This is a genomic window from Burkholderia sp. CpTa8-5, assembly GCF_017815045.1.
GTDB classification, from domain to species: domain Bacteria; phylum Pseudomonadota; class Gammaproteobacteria; order Burkholderiales; family Burkholderiaceae; genus Burkholderia; species Burkholderia sola.
In genome coordinates this window covers 60,967-79,883 of sequence record NZ_JAGIQD010000020.1, presented here as the reverse complement: position 1 = coordinate 79,883, position 18,917 = coordinate 60,967, and the positions used below count along the sequence as shown (strand labels likewise).

18 protein-coding genes and 1 tRNA gene are annotated in these 18,917 nt (G+C 67.5%); 12 read left to right on the top strand and 7 right to left on the bottom strand.

Going from position 1 to position 18,917, the window contains the following annotated elements:
• Positions 1–6: 6 nt before the first annotated feature.
• The 4 genes from phnY to J8I35_RS25600 all read left to right on the top strand — a co-directional run bounded on the left by phnY (position 7) and on the right by J8I35_RS25600 (position 3,874).
• Positions 7–1,461 carry a phosphonoacetaldehyde dehydrogenase gene (gene phnY, locus J8I35_RS25615; RefSeq protein ID WP_050011107.1) on the top strand — a complete coding sequence of 485 codons (1,455 nt, stop codon included), beginning with the start codon at positions 7–9 and terminating at the stop codon, positions 1,459–1,461.
• Positions 1,462–1,641: 180 nt separating this feature from the next.
• The gene (locus J8I35_RS25610; RefSeq protein ID WP_209927584.1) at positions 1,642–2,424 is read left to right on the top strand and encodes an amino acid ABC transporter substrate-binding protein; all 783 of its coding nucleotides are present in this window, start codon (positions 1,642–1,644) and stop codon (positions 2,422–2,424) included.
• A 14-nt stretch (positions 2,425–2,438) separates the two neighbouring features.
• On the top strand, positions 2,439–3,119 hold the full coding sequence (locus J8I35_RS25605; protein ID WP_050011109.1) for an amino acid ABC transporter permease: 681 nt from the start codon (positions 2,439–2,441) through the stop codon (positions 3,117–3,119).
• Complete coding sequence (locus J8I35_RS25600; protein ID WP_124638342.1) at positions 3,116–3,874, top strand: amino acid ABC transporter ATP-binding protein; 759 nt, start codon at positions 3,116–3,118, stop codon at positions 3,872–3,874. The genes J8I35_RS25605 and J8I35_RS25600 overlap by 4 nt, the downstream gene beginning before the upstream one ends.
• Before the next feature lie 30 nt (positions 3,875–3,904).
• Here J8I35_RS25600 and J8I35_RS25595 read toward each other — a convergent pair whose 3' ends face one another.
• Positions 3,905–4,720, bottom strand: a complete 816-nt coding sequence (locus tag J8I35_RS25595) for an alpha/beta hydrolase (protein ID WP_089488916.1) — start codon at positions 4,718–4,720, stop codon at positions 3,905–3,907.
• 81 nt (positions 4,721–4,801) lie between these two features.
• On the opposite strand from J8I35_RS25595, the gene J8I35_RS25590 reads away from it, so the two are divergent.
• A complete protein-coding gene (locus J8I35_RS25590; RefSeq protein ID WP_209927582.1) occupies positions 4,802–5,416 on the top strand; it encodes a CGNR zinc finger domain-containing protein in 615 nt (204 codons plus the stop codon).
• A 36-nt stretch (positions 5,417–5,452) separates the two neighbouring features.
• Here the strand turns inward: J8I35_RS25590 and J8I35_RS25585 are convergent, their stop codons facing one another.
• Together J8I35_RS25585 and J8I35_RS25580 are read right to left on the bottom strand one after the other, a co-directional pair.
• Positions 5,453–6,502, bottom strand: coding sequence for a DUF3592 domain-containing protein (locus J8I35_RS25585; RefSeq protein WP_209927580.1), 1,050 nt, complete (start codon positions 6,500–6,502; stop codon positions 5,453–5,455).
• A gap of 191 nt (positions 6,503–6,693) precedes the next feature.
• A tRNA-Lys gene (locus tag J8I35_RS25580) sits at positions 6,694–6,769 on the bottom strand.
• Between the two features lie 190 nt (positions 6,770–6,959).
• Here J8I35_RS25580 and J8I35_RS25575 point away from each other — a divergent pair.
• A complete protein-coding gene (locus J8I35_RS25575) occupies positions 6,960–7,364 on the top strand; it encodes a PaaI family thioesterase (RefSeq protein WP_050011114.1) in 405 nt (134 codons plus the stop codon).
• An 8-nt stretch (positions 7,365–7,372) separates the two neighbouring features.
• Positions 7,373–8,239 (top strand): patatin-like phospholipase family protein, encoded by an 867-nt coding sequence (locus J8I35_RS25570; protein WP_124593536.1) that lies wholly within the window; start codon positions 7,373–7,375, stop codon positions 8,237–8,239.
• 61 nt (positions 8,240–8,300) lie between these two features.
• Here the strand turns inward: J8I35_RS25570 and J8I35_RS25565 are convergent, their stop codons facing one another.
• The gene (locus J8I35_RS25565; RefSeq protein WP_050011116.1) at positions 8,301–9,314 is read right to left on the bottom strand and encodes a D-2-hydroxyacid dehydrogenase family protein; all 1,014 of its coding nucleotides are present in this window, start codon (positions 9,312–9,314) and stop codon (positions 8,301–8,303) included.
• Positions 9,315–9,740: 426 nt separating this feature from the next.
• On the opposite strand from J8I35_RS25565, the gene J8I35_RS25560 reads away from it, so the two are divergent.
• On the top strand, positions 9,741–10,787 hold the full coding sequence (locus J8I35_RS25560) for a LysR family transcriptional regulator (RefSeq protein WP_050011117.1): 1,047 nt from the start codon (positions 9,741–9,743) through the stop codon (positions 10,785–10,787).
• A gap of 124 nt (positions 10,788–10,911) precedes the next feature.
• Here J8I35_RS25560 and J8I35_RS25555 read toward each other — a convergent pair whose 3' ends face one another.
• From J8I35_RS25555 to dprA, 3 genes are all read right to left on the bottom strand, one after another.
• On the bottom strand, positions 10,912–13,509 hold the full coding sequence (locus tag J8I35_RS25555; RefSeq protein WP_050011118.1) for a DNA topoisomerase III: 2,598 nt from the start codon (positions 13,507–13,509) through the stop codon (positions 10,912–10,914).
• A 192-nt stretch (positions 13,510–13,701) separates the two neighbouring features.
• A complete protein-coding gene (locus J8I35_RS25550; protein WP_050011119.1) occupies positions 13,702–14,082 on the bottom strand; it encodes a thioredoxin family protein in 381 nt (126 codons plus the stop codon).
• A 36-nt stretch (positions 14,083–14,118) separates the two neighbouring features.
• Entirely contained in the window at positions 14,119–15,435 is a 1,317-nt protein-coding gene (gene dprA / locus J8I35_RS25545) for a DNA-processing protein DprA (protein WP_209927578.1), read from the bottom strand.
• A gap of 185 nt (positions 15,436–15,620) precedes the next feature.
• Between dprA and def the strand changes: the two genes are divergently transcribed.
• The 4 genes from def to htpX all read left to right on the top strand — a co-directional run bounded on the left by def (position 15,621) and on the right by htpX (position 18,871).
• Positions 15,621–16,124 carry a peptide deformylase gene (gene def / locus J8I35_RS25540; protein WP_006485794.1) on the top strand — a complete coding sequence of 168 codons (504 nt, stop codon included), beginning with the start codon at positions 15,621–15,623 and terminating at the stop codon, positions 16,122–16,124.
• Between the two features lie 34 nt (positions 16,125–16,158).
• Entirely contained in the window at positions 16,159–17,151 is a 993-nt protein-coding gene (gene fmt / locus J8I35_RS25535; RefSeq protein WP_209927576.1) for a methionyl-tRNA formyltransferase, read from the top strand.
• Positions 17,152–17,271: 120 nt separating this feature from the next.
• Positions 17,272–17,913 carry a LysE family translocator gene (locus tag J8I35_RS25530; protein ID WP_124556226.1) on the top strand — a complete coding sequence of 214 codons (642 nt, stop codon included), beginning with the start codon at positions 17,272–17,274 and terminating at the stop codon, positions 17,911–17,913.
• Positions 17,914–18,013: 100 nt separating this feature from the next.
• Entirely contained in the window at positions 18,014–18,871 is an 858-nt protein-coding gene (gene htpX, locus J8I35_RS25525; RefSeq protein WP_011546484.1) for a zinc metalloprotease HtpX, read from the top strand.
• Positions 18,872–18,917: the final 46 nt, after the last annotated feature.

The window sequence follows — 18,917 nt, the reverse complement described above, 5'->3', positions numbered from 1 at the left end:
ACTGTCATGAACGCCATTGCAGCATCGGCCGATGTCCGCACGCCACATCGTGAAGCGCTGCGAATCGATGGTGAAAAGATCTATCGCGACGCGGTGATCGACGTACGCAACCCGTACGACGGCGCGCGGGTGGGCACCGTGCCGAAGGCGACGCTCGACGACGTACGCCGCGCATTCGCGGTCGCGCGTGCGTACCGGCCGACGCTCACGCGCCACGAGCGCGCGGCGATCCTGCGCCGCGCGGCCGACATCGTGCGTGCGCGCACCGCGGAGATCGCGGCGCTGATTACGGCCGAGGCCGGCTTGTGCATCAAGGATTCGACGTACGAAGCGGGCCGCGTGGCCGACGTGCTGACGTTCGGCGCCGGCGAAGTGCTGAAGGACGACGGGCAGATCTTCTCGTGCGATCTGACGCCGCACGGCAAGAAGCGCCGTGTGTACACGCAGCGCGACCCGCTGCTCGGCGTGATCTCGGCGATCACGCCGTTCAATCATCCGATGAACCAGGTCGCGCACAAGATCGTGCCGTCGGTCGCGACGAACAACCGGATCGTCGTGAAGCCGTCGGAGAAGGTGCCGCTGTCGTGCTACCTGTTCGCGGACCTCCTGTACGAGGCCGGCCTGCCGCCGCAGATGCTGCAGGTGATCACCGGCGACCCGAAGGAGATCGCCGACGAGCTGATTACGAACCCGGCGATCGACATGATCACGTTCACCGGCGGCGTGTCGATCGGCAAGTCGATCGCCGCGCGGATGGGCTACCGGCGCGCGGTGCTCGAACTCGGCGGCAACGATCCGATCATCGTGATGGAAGATGCCGATCTCGACGAGGCGAGCACGCTCGCGGTGTCGGGCTCGTACAGGAATTCGGGGCAGCGCTGCACGGCGATCAAGCGGATGCTCGTGCACGAGGCGGTCGCCGATCGCTTCACGGAGCTGGTCGTCGAGAAGACGCGCGCGTGGTCGTACGGCGATCCGTCCGATCCGTCGGTCGACATGGGCACGGTGATCGACGAAGCGGCCGCGAAGTTCTGCGAGCAGCAGGTGAACGACGCGCTCGTGCGTGGGGCGCGGCTGCTGGTCGGCAACGTGCGCGACGGCGCGCTGTATGCGCCGACCGTCGTCGATCGCGTGACGCCCGACATGCCGTTGGTGAAGCACGAAACCTTCGGGCCGGTGTCGCCGATCATGCGCTTTCGCGACATCGACGAAGCGATCCGGATGTCGAACAGCACCGACTACGCGCTGTCGTCGTCGGTATGCACGAACCGCTTCGACCACATCACGCGCTTCATCACCGAGCTGGAAGTCGGCAGCGTGAACGTGCGCGAGGTGCCCGGCTATCGGCTCGAACTGACGCCGTTCGGTGGCGTGAAGGATTCGGGGCTTGGGTACAAGGAAGGCGTGCAGGAAGCGATGAAGAGCTTCACGAATACGAAGACGTATTCGCTGCCGTGGTAAGCGGCATGTAAGGCGCGCGCGCCGGCGTGGCGGCCGGTGCGGGCGTTATTCGATCGGCTCATATCGTTAGCCGATTTGCGTTTTTGCCGGGCCTCGACGCATCGGTAGAATTCGCGGACCTCTCGAACGGCGCCCGCGCGCCGGCGGGACGATCCTCTCCAATCATTCGGGGTCCGCACCATGAAATTCCTCCGCTCCATCCTGGTCGTCGCGTTGCTGCAGGCCGTCGCGGCCGCCAGCGCGCTGGCTGCCGACGACCTGTCGCAGATCAAGTCGGCCGGCGTGTTCCGCGTCGGCACCGAGGGCACCTACGCGCCGTTCACGTACCACGACGAGACCGGCAAGCTGACGGGGTTCGACGTCGACATCGCGACCGCGATCGCGCAGCGCCTCGGCGTGAAACCGCAGTTCGTCGAAGGAAAATGGGACGGGCTGATCGCGGGCCTCGACGTGAACCGCTACGACGCGGTCGTCAACGAAGTGTCGATCACCGACGCGCGCAAGGCGAAATACGATTTCTCGACGCCGTACATCACGTCGCACGCGGTGCTGATCGTGCGCGCGGACAACACGACGATCCGCTCGTTCGACGACCTGAAGGGCAAGAAGTCCGCGAACACGCTGACCAGCAATTTCGGCAAGCTCGCGGCCGCGCACGGCGCCGACGTGGTGCCGGTGCAGGGCTTCAACGAATCGATCGACCTGCTGACGTCGGGCCGCGTCGATGCGACGATCAACGATTCGCTGTCGTACCTCGATTTCCGCAAGCACAAGCCCGACGCGAAACTGAAGATCGCGGCGACCGACAAGACCGGCGCGGGAGACGCATCCGGCGTGCTGCTGCGCAAGGGCAGCCCCGCGCTGGTGGCCGCGATCGACAAGGCGCTCGCGGACATCAAGGCGGACGGCACCTACGCGAAAATCTCGCAGAAGTACTTCGGCCGCGACGTGTCGCAGCCGTGACGCGAGGCTGAACGATGCCGGCCTGGCTGCACCTGATGGTGGAATCGCTGCGTCCCCTGCTGGTTGCAGGGCTCGTGTTTACGGGTCCGCTCACGCTCGCGTCGTTCGCGATCGGCCTGTTGCTCGCGTTCGGCGCGGCGCTCGTGCGGCTGTTCGGGCCGCGTTGGGCGCAGGCGGTCGTGCGGTTCTATATCTGGCTGTTCCGCGGCTCGCCGCTGCTCGTGCAGTTGTTCGTGATCTTCTACGGATTGCCGAACGTCGGCATCGTGCTCGATCCGCTGACGGCCGCCGTGATCGGCTTCTCGCTGAACGTCGGCGCGTACAACGCGGAGGTGATCCGCGGCGTGATCGAGTCGATCCCGAAAGGGCAGTGGGAAGCCGCGTACTCGATGGCGATGACGCGCGCACAGGCGCTGCGCCGCGCGATCCTGCCGCAGGCCGCGCGCGTCGCGCTGCCCGCGCTGTCGAATTCATTCATCTCGCTCGTGAAGGACACGTCGCTCGCGGCCGTGCTGACAGTCCCCGAGATCTTCCAGGCCGCGCAACGCATCGCGGCCGTGACCTACGAGCCGCTGATCCTCTATACCGAAGCCGCGTTGATCTATCTGCTGTTCAGCTCGGTGCTGTCGTCGCTGCAACGCCGGCTGGAGCTTCGCTTCGGCCGCCACGCGCTGTTCCACGCGGAGTTGCGATGATCCGCCTTGAACGCATCGACAAGTCGTTCGGCGCGCATCGCGTGCTGAGCGGCATCGACCTCGCGTTGCAGCCGGGCAGCGTGACCGCATTGATCGGCCCGTCCGGCAGCGGCAAGAGCACGCTGCTGCGCTGCGTAAATCTGCTCGAAGTGCCGGAGGCCGGCGCGCTGGTCGTCGGCGATGCGCGCATCGACTTCGTGCCGGCGCACCGGCCGTCGCGCGACGCAGTGTTCGCGGTGCGCAAGCAGACCGGCATGGTGTTCCAGAACTTCCAGTTGTTTCCGCACCTGAGCGTCGTGCAGAACGTGATGGAGGGGCTCGTGACCGTGCAGCGCTGGCCACGCGAACAGGCGCGCCAGCGGGCGCTCGCGCTGCTCGACAAGGTCGGCATCGCGGACAAGGCCGACGCATGGCCGGCCACGCTGTCGGGCGGACAACAGCAGCGCGTGGCGATCGCGCGGGCGCTCGCGCCGTCTCCGCAGGTGCTGTTGTGCGACGAGCCGACGTCGGCGCTCGATCCGGAGCTGTCGGTCGAAGTGGTCGAGGTGCTGCGCCAGCTCGCGCGCGAAGGCACGACGATGCTGATGGCCACGCACGACCTGCGTCTGGCCGCGTCGATCGCGCACGATGCGGTGTTCCTCGCCGACGGCCGCATCGTCGAAGCCGGGCCATCGCGCGACGTGTTCGGCCGGCCGCGCGATCCGCGCACCGCGAAATTCGTCGCGACGCTCGCGCAACGCGCGCCGGTGTTCTGACGCGACACGCGGTACGCGATGCCGTGATGCTCAGCCCGGCGCGTACCCGTCGAGCACGGCGGCGACGATCGCCTCCGGCGCATCCTCCTGCACCAGATGGCCCGCGTGTGGAACCCGGATCAGCTTGCCGTTCGCGATGCGATCGGCCAGCGCCTGCCCTTGCTCGAGCGGGATCCACATGTCGTCCTCGCCCCACACGATCCGCACCGGAAAGTCCGGCGGCGCGTAGCGGGCCTCCGCTTCCTCGATGTAGCGCTGGCGCATCTGCGCGATCTGGCGATAGAACGCGGCCTGGCCGGCCGGCGTGAACCATGGCTCGCGGTAGATCGACAGCACGTCGTCGCGCAACGGCCGCGCGACCGCCTGGCCGATATAGGCCGACAGGAGCGCGTGATGCGCGTACGCGGGCAAGCCGGTGAACGCGGCTCCGTGCTGCGCGACGTGGCGCACGAACGGCGACCCTTGCGGCGCGATCGCGACCGGATTCACGAGCGTGAGGTCCGCATAGGCGATGCCGTCGAGAAAGTGCGCGCGCAGCACGGTAGCACCGCCGTAGTCGTGCGCGAGCACGCGCGGCCGCGACAGTTTCCACTCATTCAGCAGCGCGCCGAACAGCGCGTTCTGGCGGCCCAGCGATACGTCCGCGTCCGGCATGTCGGACCGGCCATAACCGAGCAGGTCGTAGAAATACACGCGATGGCGCCGCGCGAGCCACGGCGCGATCCGGCGCCATACCTGCGACGAAAACGGCGTGCCGTGCACGAGGACGAGCGGCGGGCCTTCGCCGAGCGTGCCCCATGCAATCCGGTGGCCTTCGAAATTGAAGCGGTTCGGGAGTTCGAGCATCGGCTTCTCCGTGATAACCTGTTTCGGTTGTTAAAAGGTTACGCCGGATTCTCCGGATATGAAACCGATAGGTGAAAATAAATGGTTACTCGATCCGACCCGGCGCGACATGATCACGAATGGCGCGCGGCCGATTTCGTCGGCGGCCATCCGGCGCTCGACTTCCTGAACACGGTGGCCGACACGGGCAAGACGCGCGACGAGGAGAAGCTCGTCGACTGGCCGGCCGTGCGCGCGTGGGCAGCGAAGGCGGGGTTGCTGGCGCCGGACGATCTGGCGCGGCTGCTGCGTCATCCTCGGCAGGACGGCCCCGACGAGCTGGCGGCGCTGCACCGCTTTCGCGACGACGCATACGTCGCGATCGCGCATCTGACGACCGAAGGCGGCGGCAGCGCGGGCGCGCGTGCGGCGGACCGGCTCGCGGTGACGATCCGCGAGGCGATCGGGCGCAGTGCGTTCGACGCGGTCGGCGGCCGCTTCGCGTGGCGGCTCGACGCGCGTACCGCGTCGCGCTGGATCGATGCGGTCGCGCTCGGTTTCGAGCATCTGATGCGCAGCGACGATTTCGCGCGCGTGCGGCAGTGCGGCCGGTGTACGTGGTTCTTCGTCGATCGCGGCCGCGGCGTAGGCCGGCGCTGGTGCGACATGCGCACGTGCGGGAATCGCGCGAAGGTGGAGGCGTTCAGGGAGCGGTGACGCGCGCGTCGCGACGGTTGCCGCGCCGCGCGTGCGTCATGGAGCGGCTTCGTGTGAACGGTGGTGGTCGGGCCATAACGTCGCGGCGATGAACAGCCCCGCTGCAAGGAACGGCGCACCGATCGCGAACAGGATGGCGGTGAGGCCCCAGCGATCCCAGAAGCGATCGACGAGCGCGCGCTCGGGGGTGACGGGGTCGTACAGTACGTTGACCGCGTCGCCTTCGTGCAGGCCCGGGTGCGACAACGCCGAGCCCTGGGCGAACGTGATCAGCCGACCGCTGTCGGTGGTGAACGCGACGACGGCCGAATACGGCGCCGTGCGCGACCGCGACGACCGCCCGTTTTTCGCGATCTTGACCACATGGCCGGTCGATCGCGCATAGTGGTGGACGACCTGCCACTGATGCAGGCCGGCCGCGCCAGCGCCGGCGAGGAAGCCCGTGCCGATCGCGATCGGAATCAGCACGATCGCGACATCCCAGCGGCGTCGTGCCGCCTTGCGTGCGGCGCGGGGCGGTGCCGGCTCCGCTTGCCGGCGGCGGCGCTCGCCGGCGATCAGCAGGCCGCCGATCGCGAACGACGCGACGGCGAGCAGCGCCGGCACGGCCACCGGAAACCAGCGTTGCGCGAAATCGTCGATCAGCGCGGGGCGCTCGGGGTGGTCGGGGTCGAGCAGGACGTCGACGTTTTCGCCGATGTCGTAGGCGGGGACCGTCGACGCGGTATTGCCGGCGACTTCGCGGCGCTGGCCGTCGTTCGCGAGGTACGCGACGATCGGGCGGTACGCGCGCATCGCATCGCTGTCCTGGACGATGCGCACGACTGTGCCCGGCGCGCGGACCAGGTGCCCGGGTTCCCGGCTGGCGGTGATGGCCAGTGCGCCGGCCAGCACGGACAGGACGACCCCGATCATCAGCGCGACCAGCGCGTTCTTACCCGGCATGACGCGATCCGGTTCGTGCGTCGCGCGGATTCGGGTGTGCCCGGGTGAGCGGCCCATCGCGACGGACAGGCCGATATTGGCGCAACCATGCCCTCTGAATGGTCGCGCGTCGTTCACATGCTTCCATGTCTGACGTCCCATGCTCTCTCAGTGCCGGCGGGCCAACGACGATGCCTGGCGCCGGTCGTGTGATATTTGTCGGACGATTCTAGCGGAAACGATGCGCGACGGGCGTGCGGTCACGTGTCGCCGCGAAGGGCGCACGCCGCGAGTGCGGCGCGCCAAAACGGAAAAAGGCCGGTCAGCTTTCGCTGACCGGCCTTTGGAATTCCTGGTGGGGCGTGAGTGACTCGAACACTCGACCTACGGATTAAGAGTCCGCTGCTCTACCAACTGAGCTAACGCCCCCAACAGAAGAAAGATTATGCCGGGGTTTTCAGGGCATGGCAAGCCCTTTCTGCAGATTGCCTGAAAATATTTCGTCAAGACAACGGCGGCTGTCGGCGCGGTAACGAGCGGTCGCAGTTTGCGCGCTCCCGGTATGATGACGCCACACGCGTTGCGCGGCGGTCGCGCAACGTTTTCTGGACATTCGAAGATGGACGAAAACGCAGTCCGCGAATTGCTGGATCGCCTGCTGGCCCCGTGGGTCCGCTCGCTGGGTCTGGTCCCCGTGTCGATCGGCGACGATAGCGTCACGCTGCGCCTGCCGTTTTCCGGCGAGTTCCGTCATTCGGGCGGCGTGATCTGCGGCCAGGTGTTCACGGCGGCCGCCGACACCGCGATGGTGGTCGCGATCTCGGCCGCGCTGGGCGAATTCCGGCCGATGACGACGGTGTCACTGAACACGAATTTCATGCGTCCGGTGCGCAAGGGCGACGTGCTCGTCACCGCGCGCGTGCTGCGGATGGGCCGCAACCTCGTGTTCGGCGAAGTCGAACTGTTCGACGAGGACGGCACGATGGCCGTTCACGCGACGTCGACCTACGCGCTCATCAGCTGAGCGGCGCGATGTTCGACCAGATCGTCTTCGCGGGCGGCGGCAATCGTTGCTGGTGGCAAGCCGGCTTCTGGGACGTCGCGCAGCCGGCCCTCGGCCTGCGCCCGCGCGTGATCACCGGCATCTCGGCCGGCGCGGCGACCGCATGCATGCTGTATACGCGCGACGCCGCGTGGGTGATGCGCTATTACGAAGAGGCGCTGCGCCACAACCGGAAGAACGCGTACTGGGGCAACCTGTTCGGGCGCGAGCCCGTGTTTCCGCATTACCGGATCTACCGTCAGGCGCTGCTCGACATCTACGGCGAGCCGTTCGCGAAGCTCGCCGCTGCGCCGGAGATCCGCATCGGCGTGTCGCACGTGCCGCGCTGGCTCGGCGCGCGCAGCGCGGTGGCCGCCGGCCTCGTCGCATACAACATCGAAAAGTACGTGCGCAAGACGCTGCACCCGACGCTCGGGCGCACGCTCGGCTTTCGGCCCGAATTCGTGCGCGCGCAGGCCTGCACGCACGTCGACGAACTCGCCGACCTGATCCTGCAGTCGTCCTGCACGCCGCCGTTCACGCCGGTACTGCGGCGCGGCGGCCGGCCGGTGCTCGACGGCGGGATGGTCGACAACGTGCCGGTCGATGCGCTCGACCCGTCGCCGGGCGACGTGCTGGTGCTCGTCACGCGGCTGTATCCACGTCCGCAGATGTTCACGGTCGCGCATGGCGACCAGCGGCGGCTGTACGTGCAGCCGTCGAGCAAGGTGCCGATTTCGAGCTGGGATTACACGAGCCCGTCGCAGATGCGGCATGCGTACGATCTCGGGCGGCGCGACGGCGAGCACTTTCTCACGCGCGTCGGCGCGATGACGGGCGGCCGCGTGGCCGCCTGACGAACGATCGGGAAGGGAGTAAAGGGCAAAAGGGGCCGCGCGACGCGCGCAGCCCGTGCGATCAGCGCTTGCGGATCGGCGTCAGCGCTTCCGGGTTGGCGACGCTCGACATGTCGCCGTCGTCGAACGCGAGAATGTTGCGGAATGCGGCACTGAAATACAGCTCGTAGCTTTCGCGTTCGACGTAGCCGATGTGCGGCGTGCAGATCACGTTTTCCATCCGCAGCAGGCTGTAGCCCTGCAGGATCGGCTCGCTTTCGAACACGTCGATCGCGACCATCCCCGGACGGTTGTGCGACAGCGCGTTGACGAGCGCGTTTTCCTCGAGCAGCTCGGCGCGGCTCGTGTTGACGAGCAGCGACGTCGGCTTCATCCGCATCAGGTCTTCCTGCTTCACGATCCCGCGCGTGTCGTCGTGCAGGCGCAGGTGCAGCGACAGCACGTCGCTCTGTTCGAACAGCGCCTCGCGGCTGTCGGCGGCCGTGTAGCCGTCGGCGCGCGCGGCTTCGAGCGAATGCTCGCGGCCCCAGATCAGCACGTTCATCCCGAACGCCTTGCCGTAGCCGGCGACGAGCCGGCCGATTTTGCCGTAGCCCCAGATGCCGAGCGTCTGGCCGCGCAGCACCTGGCCGAGGCCGAAGTTCGGCGGCATCGCCGACGTCTTCAGGCCCGACTGCTGCCAGGCGCCCTGCTTCAGGTTCGCGACGTATTGCGGGATGCGGCGCTGGGCGGCCATCACGAGCGCCCAGGTCAGCTCGGCCGGCGCGACCGGCGAACCGGTGCCTTCGAGCACCGCGACGCCGCGATCGGTACACGCGTCGAGATCGATGTGGCTCGACACGCGGCCGGTCTGGCTGATCATGCGCAGGTTCGGCAGCTTGGCCAGTAGCTGGGACGTAATCGGGGTCCGTTCACGAATCAGCACGAGCGCCTCGACTTCGGCCAGACGGCTGGCGAGCTGTCCGAGGCCGCGCACCGTATTGTTGAAGACCTTTACGTCGTGGCCGGCGAGCATCTCGAAGCAGTTCAGCTTGCGGACGGCGTCCTGGTAGTCGTCGAGGATGGCAATTTTCATGGTGAACGGGGTGTCGCGCGTTGAAAGCGGCAAGGGCGGCGGCGCAGCTTGCGCGGCCGTCTCGCCCGGCCGGGGCCGACATGATGCAACGTCGGCCGCCTTGGTGGTGTCTTTTTAACAGGTTGTTACGCTCCGCCGCAATCGGCCCTGCCGCCCCCGGCACCGCTCCCGGCCCGTGCAAACGGGTGCGCTGTTGTGTCGCATCAAACACGTCCTTTCTGATTCGGCCGTTTACTCGCCGAGGTTCACCCAATTGTTGCTTCAAGCAGAATAATTGGATCAAGTATCCGCAGAAGGCGAGGATTTTTGACTATTTTTATCGTCAACCGGTGCCTTGTTGAGCAACTCTGCATCATTTCCGCTGTCGTAGGAGAATTACGCATTTGCTTCATCTTTTTGAAGTTGTAACAGCGGCAGGAGTCGTTTATGGATCATTTGCAGTCGATGCGCGTGTTCGTCAAGGTTGCAGATCTCGGCAGTTTCGCGCGGGCCGCGAGCGCAATGGATATCTCCAACGCGGTCGCGACGCGCCACGTCGCCGATCTGGAAGGCCGGCTCGGCACGCGTTTGCTCAACCGCACCACGCGCAGCCTCTCCCTGACGGAGTCGGGTCAGGTTTATCTGGAGCGTGCCCGCCAGATCCTCGACGAGCTCGAGGACGTCGAGCAGATGGTCGTCGCACGCAATCACGAGCCGGTCGGCACGCTGCGCATCGTCGCGCCGGTCGTGTTCGGCCTGCACAACCTCGCGCCCGTGCTGCAGTCGTACACGGAGAATTTCCCGAAAGTGGTGCCGGATCTCACGCTGGTCGACCGACAGGTCGATCTGGTCGAGGAAGGCTTCGACGTCGGCATCGTCGTCACGCGCCAGATGCGTAGCGCGAGCATCGTCACCCGGCGTCTGACCACCGGCTGCATGACCGTGTGCGCGACGCCCAGCTATCTGGAGAAGCACGGCGTGCCGATTCATCCGGAGCAGCTCGCCGAGCACCCGGCCCTGAGCCTGCCGACCGAATACTGGGGCGACGAGCGCGTGTTCACGGGGCCGGACGGCGAAGTGCGCGTGCGCCCGACCAACGTGATCGTCGCGAACAACACCGCGATGCTGCGCCAGTTCGCGTTGCTCGGGATGGGCGTCGCGATCCTGCCGAGCTACCTGATCGGCAGCGACATCGCGCGCGGCGCGCTCGTGCGGCTGCTGCCGGATTTCCGGCTGCCGCAGGTCGAGATCAACATCGCGTACCCGAGCCGGCGCCATCTGCCGGCGAAGGTGCGGACGTTCATCGATCACCTCGTCGAGCATTTCAGCCACTCGACCGACGCGACGATGGGCGAACAATGGGCCGCGCAGAGCGCGCCGCCGATCGGTGTCGAGATGCGTGCCGAGCCGCCCCCCGAATCGACCGGTCCGAACCTGCAGCCGCGTGTGGCGCGCTCGCCGCGCACGCGCGTGGCGATGCCGTCGCCGCTGTAACGGGGCGGCGCCCGGTAGCGTTACGGCCGGCGCAAATAAAAAACGCGGATCGATCGATCCGCGTTTTTTCATGGCTGCGTGCCGGCGCCGGGCACGCTCGATGCGGCGCCCGGCGGCCGGGCCGTCACGAACCCGTCTTGCGCGCCGTCGTCTTGCGGGCGGCGGTCTTGCGTGCCGGCGCCGGTTTCTCTTCGGCGCCTTCGGTCACGGTTTCGGCATCCTTCGTCGCCGATTTGGCCGTCTTCTTCGCGGCGGCCGCCTTCGGTTCCTTCTTCTCGAACTCGAAGCCGATCTTGCCGTCCGGCTGCTTCACGAGGAACGCCTTGAAGTTGCGGCCGGTACGCGACGACTTGAAGCCCGGCAGCAGATCCGTACGGCCGTCGGCCAGCAGCTTGCCCATCTGCTCGCGCGTGATTTCCTGCTGCAGGATCACCTTGCCGGAGCGGAAGTCGCAGGTCTTCGGGTTCGCGACCGAGTGCTCGCACACGTAGCTCATCCCGTGCTCGAACACGCGGCCCTTGCACTTCGGGCACGCGCCGACCGGTTCCTGCGCGGAGAAGTCGGGCGCTTCGCCTTCCTCGCCGCCCTGGTCCTGGCCGAAATCGAACTCGAGCTTGTAGTTCTTCGTCTCGTCGTCGAAGGACAGCTTGAGGATCGCCGAGAACGGGCGGCCCATCTTGCTGCGGAACCCGGACAGCGGCCCGATTTCCTTCTTCTGCAGCAGTTCTTCGACTTCCGGGATCTCGAATTGCCGGCTGCCCGGGATCTTCGAAATCGAGAAGTCGCACTTCGTGCACGCGAAGCGGCGGTAGTTTTCCTTCACCTGACCGCCGCAATTCGGGCACGGCGTCTGAAGGGTCGCGTAGTCGCCGGGAATCGTGTCGGAATCGTATTCCTTCGCGCGCTTGACGATCTGCTGCGTCATGCGGGCGATTTCCTGCATGAACGCGTCGCGGCCGAGATTGCCGCGCTCCATCTGCGACAGCTTGTATTCCCATTCGCCGGTGAGCTCGGGCGCGGTGAGTTCCTTCACGCCGAGGCCGCGCAGCAGCGTCATTAGCTGGAACGCCTTCGCGGTCGGGATCAGTTCGCGGCCTTCGCGCAACAGGTACTTCTCGCCGAGCAGGCCTTCGATGATCGCCGCGCGCGTCGCCGGCGTGCCGAGGCCCTTGGCGGCCATCGCCTCGCGCAGCTCGTCGTCCTCGACCAGCTTGCCCGCGCCTTCCATCGCGGACAGCAGCGTCGCTTCCGAGTAGCGTGCGGGCGGCTTCGTCACGAGTGCGACGGCGGCGATTTCGTCCGTTTTCACCTTCTCGTCCTTCTGCACCGGCACGAGGTTCGCGTCCGCGCCTTCGGCGTCGCGGCCGTACACCTGCAGCCAGCCCGGCTCGACGAGCACCTTGCCCTCGGTCTTGAAGTGATGGCCGGCGACTTCGGTGATCCGCGTCGTCACGCGGAATTCGGCCGCCGGGAAGAACACCGCGAGGAAGCGCTTCACGACCAGGTCGTACAGCTTCTGCTCCGGTTCGGACAGCGACTTCGGCGCCTGCAGCGTCGGGATGATGGCAAAGTGGTCGCTGATCTTCGAGTTGTCGAAGATCCGCTTGTTCGGCTTCACCCAGCCCTTGTCGAGCACCTGCTTCGCATGCGGCAGGTAGTTGTTGCTTTCCTTGAGCATCTCGAGCGTGGACTGGACCGTCGACAGGTAGTCTTCCGGCAGCGCGCGCGCGTCGGTACGCGGGTAGGTCAGCACCTTGTGCTTTTCATACAGCGCCTGCGCGAGGCCGAGCGTGTTCTTCGCGGAGAAGCCGAAGCGCCCGTTCGCCTCGCGCTGCAGGCTCGTCAGGTCGAACAGCAGCGGCGACAGTTGCGTCGACGGCTTCGATTCCTCGGACACCGTGCCGACCTGGTCGCGGCAGGCGGCGACGATCGTTTCGGCGGCTGGCAGGCTCCACAGGCGGGAGTCGCGCTTTTCCGGATCGAATTCGTCGCGCTTGAATTTGGGGTCGTACCACTTGCCTTCGTAGAAGCCGCCCGCGCACGCGAATTCGGCCTTCACTTCCCAGTAGTCGCGCGGGACGAAGCGGCGGATTTTCTCTTCGCGTTCGACGACGATCGACAACGTTGGCGTCTGAACGCGGCCGACGGTGGTCAGAAAGAAGCCGCCGCCCTTGCTGTTGAACGCGGTCATCGCGCGGGTGCCGTTGATCCCGACGAGCCAGTCGGCTTCCGAGCGGCAGCGTGCGGCGTCGGCGAGCGGCTGCATGTCCGAGTCGCTGCGCAGGTTCGCGAAACCGTCGCGGATCGCCTGCGGCGTCATCGATTGCAGCCAGAGCCGCTGGACCGGCTGCTTCGCCTTCGCGTGCTGCGCGATCAGGCGGAAAATCAGCTCGCCTTCGCGCCCCGCGTCACATGCGTTGATCAGGCGGTCGACGTCCTTGCGCTTCATCAGCTTCGTGAGCACCTTCAGGCGCGACTCGCTTTTTGCGATCGGGTTCAGGTCGAAATGCGGGGGGATGACGGGTAGATGCGCGAAGCTCCATTTCCCGCGCTTGACCTCGTACTCCTCCGGGGCGGCGATTTCCAGCAGGTGGCCGACAGCGGACGAAAGAACGAAATCGTCGCTCTCGTAATACTCGTCATGCTTGGTAAAGCCGCCCAAAGCGCGTGCGATGTCGTTCGCGACAGAAGGCTTTTCCGCAATGATCAGTGCTTTGGACATGACAGGTGTGTGTTGGTAGACCGGGTTCGCCGGTGTAGGTCCCTTTTACGACCGCTTTATAGCACACGCCGCAGCGACGGCGGCTCAGCGTGTAAAAAGCGGCTCATCATAGAGGGGGGCCGCAACGGCGGCAAGCGCCGGGCGCGGCGGCGCGCGCAAACCTGCGCCAAACCGCCGCGCCGGCCCGCGAATTCAGGCTTCGACGTTCAGGACGTCGCGCAATTTCGGTGCGTGCGGCGCACCAGGCACCGCGCTCAGGTCGGACAGCATGCGCTCGACGATCGCCGCGTGCGGCAGCACCGTGCCGAAGAAGCGTGCGGTGTGCGCATCCTCGATCAGGATGGTCGGGAAGTTCTCGACGTCGAGATCGTCGAGCCGGTCGGCATGGGTTTCGATGTCGATCCACGCGAAGCAGGCGTCCGGATGCGCGTCGGCGAGCTGGTCGAAGGCGGTCCGGTAGTCGCGGCACGTGCCGCACCAGTCGGCGCACAGGCACGCGACCAGCAACGTGCCGGGATCGGCGAGGCGCTCGGCGATCCGATCTGCGTCGGTGTCGAGATTCAGCGCGGGCATGGCATTCCTTGGGTAGCGTCGGCGGCCGGGCCGCCCCTATGCCGGGGAATGTAGCACGCCCCGCGCGGACGGGGTGGGCGCCGCATCAAGCCGCGCGAAGCGTCCGCCGGGGACACTGGCGACGCGGCCGGCCAGTTCCAGCGCGAGCAGCGCGCCATGCAGCACGTCGTCGGACAGGCCGCTGTGCTCGGCGAGCCATTCATACGTCACGGGCCCGTATCCCAGCGCGGCGAGCACTGCCTGTTCCGACGGGTTGCCCGGTGGCCGGGCTTCGATGCGAGGGGGCGGCGGCGCGCCCGCGACGGCGCGATCCGTTGGCGCGACGCCGGCAGCTTCGGGTTCGCGAATCGCACCGGCGTTCTCGCCCCGGTTGCCGGCCCGCGTCGCGCCGCCCGTTGCGCGCGCGGCCGGCTCGCCCAGCCCGTATTCCTCGAGCACGTCGAGCGGCGCCGCGGTGAGCTTTGCGCCGTCGCGGATCAGCGCGTGGCAGCCCTGCGCGAGCGGGGCGTGGATCGAACCGGGCATCGCGAACACATCGCGCCCCAGTTCGTTCGCGAGCCGCGCGGTGATCAGCGAGCCCGAGCGCGGGGCGGCCTCGACGACGAGCGCGCCGATCGCCAGCGCGGCGATCAGCCGGTTGCGCTGCGGGAAATGTGCGGCGCGGGCCGGCGTGCCGAGCGGCCATTCCGACACGATCGCGCCGTGCGCGGCGATCTCGTGGGCGAGCGCGCGGTGCCGCGCCGGATAGACGAGATCGGCGCCCGTCGCGATCACCGCGACGGTGCCCGACCGGCTGTCGAGCCCGCCACGATGCGCGGCGGCGTCGATCCCGAGCGCGAGGCCCGAGACGATCGTGAGGCCCGCGTCGGACAACGCGTGGGCGAAGTGCGCGGCGTCGGCGAGCCCTTGCGGCGTCGCATGGCGGCTGCCGACGATGGCGAGGCCGTGTGCGTGCAGCAGGTCGAGCCGCCCCTTTACATATAGCAGCGGCGGCGGATCGTGCAGGTCGCGCAGCCGCGGCGGGTAGGCCGGGTCGCTCAGCGTGACGAGCCCGTTGCCCGGCCCGTCGAGCCACGCGAGCACGGCGCGGGTGCGCGTGTCGAGATCGTCGCGCTCGCTTGCGCGCACGGCCTGCGCGGCGGCGGGGCTGCTCACGGCGGCGATGGCTTCGTCGGACGCGCGCAGCAACGCCGCCGGCGAGCCGAATGCCGCGAGCAGCGCCTGTAGCACGGCGGCCGAGAGGCCGGGCGCATGCGCGAGCTGCAGCCAGGCGCGCAGCGCGGCGGGCGTCAGCGCTTGCGGGGACATGAGGCGGCCCTCGAATGCGGCGTCCAGCGGAGCGCGTGGCGCCATGATAAAATTTTCATCATCCGAAATACTCGACAGGGCCGTGCGCGCAGGCGCCCGGCCGATTGCAGGAGGCGCGATCCGCGGCATTGATATGCCACGCATCCGCCTCATCTTCATTGCATCCCGGCGGCGGCGCCAGCCGGCCGGATGGCCGATGCGGCGCGCCGCTCCACCGAATACCGAACACCATGGCTTTGCTCAATATTCTTCATTACCCCGACAAGCGGCTGCACAAGGTCGCGAAGCCCGTCGACAAGGTCGACGACCGGATCCGCAAGCTCGTCGCCGACATGGCCGAGACCATGTACGCGGCGCCCGGCATCGGCCTGGCGGCCACCCAGGTCGACGTGCACGAGCGCGTGATCGTGATCGACGTCTCCGAGGAGAAGAACGAGCTGCGCGCGTTCATCAACCCGGAAATCGTGTGGTCGAGCGACGCGAAGCAGACCTACGAGGAAGGCTGTTTGTCGGTGCCCGGCATCTACGACGAAGTCGAACGTCCCGACCACGTGCGCGTGCGCGCGCTCAACGAGCAGGGCGAGACGTTCGAGCTCGACTGCGAAGGGTTGCTCGCGGTGTGCGTCCAGCACGAGATGGATCACCTGATGGGCCGCGTGTTCGTCGAATACCTGTCGCCGCTCAAGCAGACGCGTATCAAGACGAAGATGAAGAAACTCGAACGCGCGATGTGATGCGCGTGCGCCCAGCCCGACCCCGAACGCTGTCATGACCCATACGTTGCGCGTGATTTTTGCCGGTACGCCGGAATTCGCCGCGGCCGCTCTTGCCGCGATCCACGAGGCCGGTTTCCCGGTGCCGCTCGTGCTCACCCAGCCCGATCGCCCGGCCGGGCGCGGGATGAAACTCCAGGCGAGCGCGGTGAAGCGCTACGCCGTCGAGCACGGGATGACCGTCGCGCAGCCGCCGTCGCTGCGCCGCGCGGGCAAGTACCCGGCGGAGGCGGCCGACGCGATCGAGCTGCTGCGCACGACGCCGCACGACGTGATGGTGGTGGCCGCGTACGGCCTGCTGCTGCCGCAGGAAGTGCTCGACATCCCGCGCGCCGGCTGCATCAACATCCACGCGTCGCTGCTGCCGCGCTGGCGCGGCGCGGCGCCGATCCATCGTGCGATCGAGGCCGGCGACGCCGAGACGGGCGTTACGCTGATGCAGATGGACGTTGGCCTCGACACCGGCGCGATGATCGAGGAGGCGCGCCTCGCGATCGCGCCCGACGATACGACCGCGACGCTGCACGACCGGCTCGCCGCCGACGGCGCGCGGCTGATCGTCGATGCGCTCGTGCGGCTCGAGCGCGACGGCACGCTGCCGGCGACGCCGCAGCCGGCCGACGGCGTGACCTACGCGGAAAAGATCGGCAAGCACGAAGCGGCGCTCGACTGGCGCAAGCCGGCCGACGTGCTCGCGCGTCAGGTGCGTGCGTTCGATCCGTTCCCGGGCGGCGTCGCGACGCTCGACGGCGCGGCCATCAAGCTGTGGGCGGCCGAGCCCGTGGCTGCGCCGGCCACGATTGCCGACGCGGCGCCCGGCACGATCGTCGAAGCCGCGCCGGAAGGCGTGGTGGTCGCATGCGGTAGAGGCGCGCTGCGCGTGACCCAGTTGCAGAAACCGGGCGGCAAGCGGCTGCCCGCGCGAGAATTCCTCGCCGGTTCGCCGCTCGCCGCCGGCCAGCGGTTCGCGCTGCCCGACGTGGACTGACAGGACCTGAGCGTCATTCGACCCGGTCCGCCGGCCCGGCGCAACTGGCCGGACGGCCGAGTCGCGCGGGGCGGCGCGCGCGCGTAGAATTTCCCTGCGCTCTCCGGTTTCGAGGTTTTCATGTTCGGCATCACCCATTTCGGCTTCTTCGTGTTCGCGGTTTTCCTGCTGAACATCACGCCCGGTCCCGATACGGCCTACATCGTCGGCCGCAGCGTCGCGCAGGGGCGCGGCGCGGGGCTGATGTCGGCGTTCGGCATTTCGGCCGGCTGCTGCGTCCATGCGCTCGCCTGCGCGTTCGGCCTGACCGCGCTGCTGGCCGCGTCGGCAACCGCGTTCACGGTGATCAAGCTGGTCGGCGCCGCGTACCTGATTTATCTCGGCGTGCGGATGATCATCGCGAAGCAGGCCGCCGCGCCGTCGGGCGCCGAAGCCGCGCAGGCCGCGGCCGCCAAGCCGCTGCGCCAGCTGTTCATGCAGGGTTTCTGGACCAACGTGCTGAATCCGAAGGTCGTGCTGTTCTTCGTGTCGTTCTTTCCGCAGTTCGTATCGGCCGACAGCCCGCACAAGGCCTGGGCGTTCCTGACCCTCGGCGCGGTGTTCGTCGCGATGAGCACGGTCTGGACGAGCGTGGTCGCGTGGGTGGCGGGCAGCGTCACGCAGCGCTTTTCCGGCAAGCCGGGCGTCAGGAAGTGGCTCGACCGCACGGTCGGCAGCGCTTTCGTCGGGCTCGGCCTTCGTCTCGCCGCTTCGCAACGCTGAGATTGAATTTTTCCGGCAAGACCTTATCTAACAAATCGCTTACAATTTTCCGCCGTGCGCTGTGATGCGCGGCGGGTCCCCTGACGGATAAGGAGTGGGTATGTTCAATTGGGTCAAAACGGCGATGCTGATGGCCGCGATCACGGCCCTGTTCATCGTGATCGGCGGGATGATCGGCGGCTCGCGCGGCATGACGATCGCGCTGCTGTTCGCGCTCGGCATGAATTTCTTCTCGTACTGGTTCTCGGACAAGATGGTGCTGCGCATGTACAACGCGCAGGAAGTCGACGAGAACACGGCGCCGCAGTTCTACCGGATGGTGCGCGAGCTGGCCACGCGCGCGAACCTGCCGATGCCGCGCGTCTACCTGATCAACGAGGATGCGCCGAACGCGTTCGCGACGGGCCGCAACCCGGAGCACGCGGCGGTCGCCGCGACGACGGGCATCCTGCGCGTGCTGTCGGAGCGCGAGATGCGCGGCGTGATGGCGCACGAGCTCGCGCACGTGAAGCACCGCGACATCCTGATCTCGACGATCACCGCGACGATGGCGGGCGCGATCTCGGCGCTCGCGAACTTCGCGATGTTCTTTGGCGGGCGCGACGAGAACGGCCGGCCGGCCAACCCGATCGCCGGTATCGCGGTCGCGTTGCTCGCGCCGATCGCCGGCGCGCTCATCCAGATGGCGATTTCGCGGGCCCGCGAGTTCGAGGCCGACCGCGGCGGCGCGCAGATTTCCGGCGATCCGCAGTCGCTCGCCACCGCGCTCGACAAGATCCATCGCTATGCGGCGGGCATCCCGTTCCAGGCGGCCGAAGCGCATCCGGCCACCGCGCAGATGATGATCATGAATCCGCTGCACGGCGGCGGTCTGCAGAACCTGTTCTCGACGCACCCGGCCACCGAGGAGCGCATCGCGCGCCTGATGGAGATGGCGCGCACCGGCCGCTTCGAGTGACGCTTGGCGACCCGCGCGGCCGTTGCCGCGCGGGGTCGCTTCGCCA

Coding starts and splice junctions, on each gene's coding strand:
- phnY (WP_050011107.1), top strand. CDS start 7: ATGAACGCCATTGCAGCATCGGCCGATGTCCGCACGCCACATCGTGAA.
- J8I35_RS25610 (WP_209927584.1), top strand. CDS start 1,642: ATGAAATTCCTCCGCTCCATCCTGGTCGTCGCGTTGCTGCAGGCCGTC.
- J8I35_RS25605 (WP_050011109.1), top strand. CDS start 2,439: ATGCCGGCCTGGCTGCACCTGATGGTGGAATCGCTGCGTCCCCTGCTG.
- J8I35_RS25600 (WP_124638342.1), top strand. CDS start 3,116: ATGATCCGCCTTGAACGCATCGACAAGTCGTTCGGCGCGCATCGCGTG.
- J8I35_RS25595 (WP_089488916.1), bottom strand. CDS start 4,720: ATGCTCGAACTCCCGAACCGCTTCAATTTCGAAGGCCACCGGATTGCA.
- J8I35_RS25590 (WP_209927582.1), top strand. CDS start 4,802: ATGGTTACTCGATCCGACCCGGCGCGACATGATCACGAATGGCGCGCG.
- J8I35_RS25585 (WP_209927580.1), bottom strand. CDS start 6,502: ATGGGACGTCAGACATGGAAGCATGTGAACGACGCGCGACCATTCAGA.
- J8I35_RS25575 (WP_050011114.1), top strand. CDS start 6,960: ATGGACGAAAACGCAGTCCGCGAATTGCTGGATCGCCTGCTGGCCCCG.
- J8I35_RS25570 (WP_124593536.1), top strand. CDS start 7,373: ATGTTCGACCAGATCGTCTTCGCGGGCGGCGGCAATCGTTGCTGGTGG.
- J8I35_RS25565 (WP_050011116.1), bottom strand. CDS start 9,314: ATGAAAATTGCCATCCTCGACGACTACCAGGACGCCGTCCGCAAGCTG.
- J8I35_RS25560 (WP_050011117.1), top strand. CDS start 9,741: ATGGATCATTTGCAGTCGATGCGCGTGTTCGTCAAGGTTGCAGATCTC.
- J8I35_RS25555 (WP_050011118.1), bottom strand. CDS start 13,509: ATGTCCAAAGCACTGATCATTGCGGAAAAGCCTTCTGTCGCGAACGAC.
- J8I35_RS25550 (WP_050011119.1), bottom strand. CDS start 14,082: ATGCCCGCGCTGAATCTCGACACCGACGCAGATCGGATCGCCGAGCGC.
- dprA (WP_209927578.1), bottom strand. CDS start 15,435: ATGGCGCCACGCGCTCCGCTGGACGCCGCATTCGAGGGCCGCCTCATG.
- def (WP_006485794.1), top strand. CDS start 15,621: ATGGCTTTGCTCAATATTCTTCATTACCCCGACAAGCGGCTGCACAAG.
- fmt (WP_209927576.1), top strand. CDS start 16,159: ATGACCCATACGTTGCGCGTGATTTTTGCCGGTACGCCGGAATTCGCC.
- J8I35_RS25530 (WP_124556226.1), top strand. CDS start 17,272: ATGTTCGGCATCACCCATTTCGGCTTCTTCGTGTTCGCGGTTTTCCTG.
- htpX (WP_011546484.1), top strand. CDS start 18,014: ATGTTCAATTGGGTCAAAACGGCGATGCTGATGGCCGCGATCACGGCC.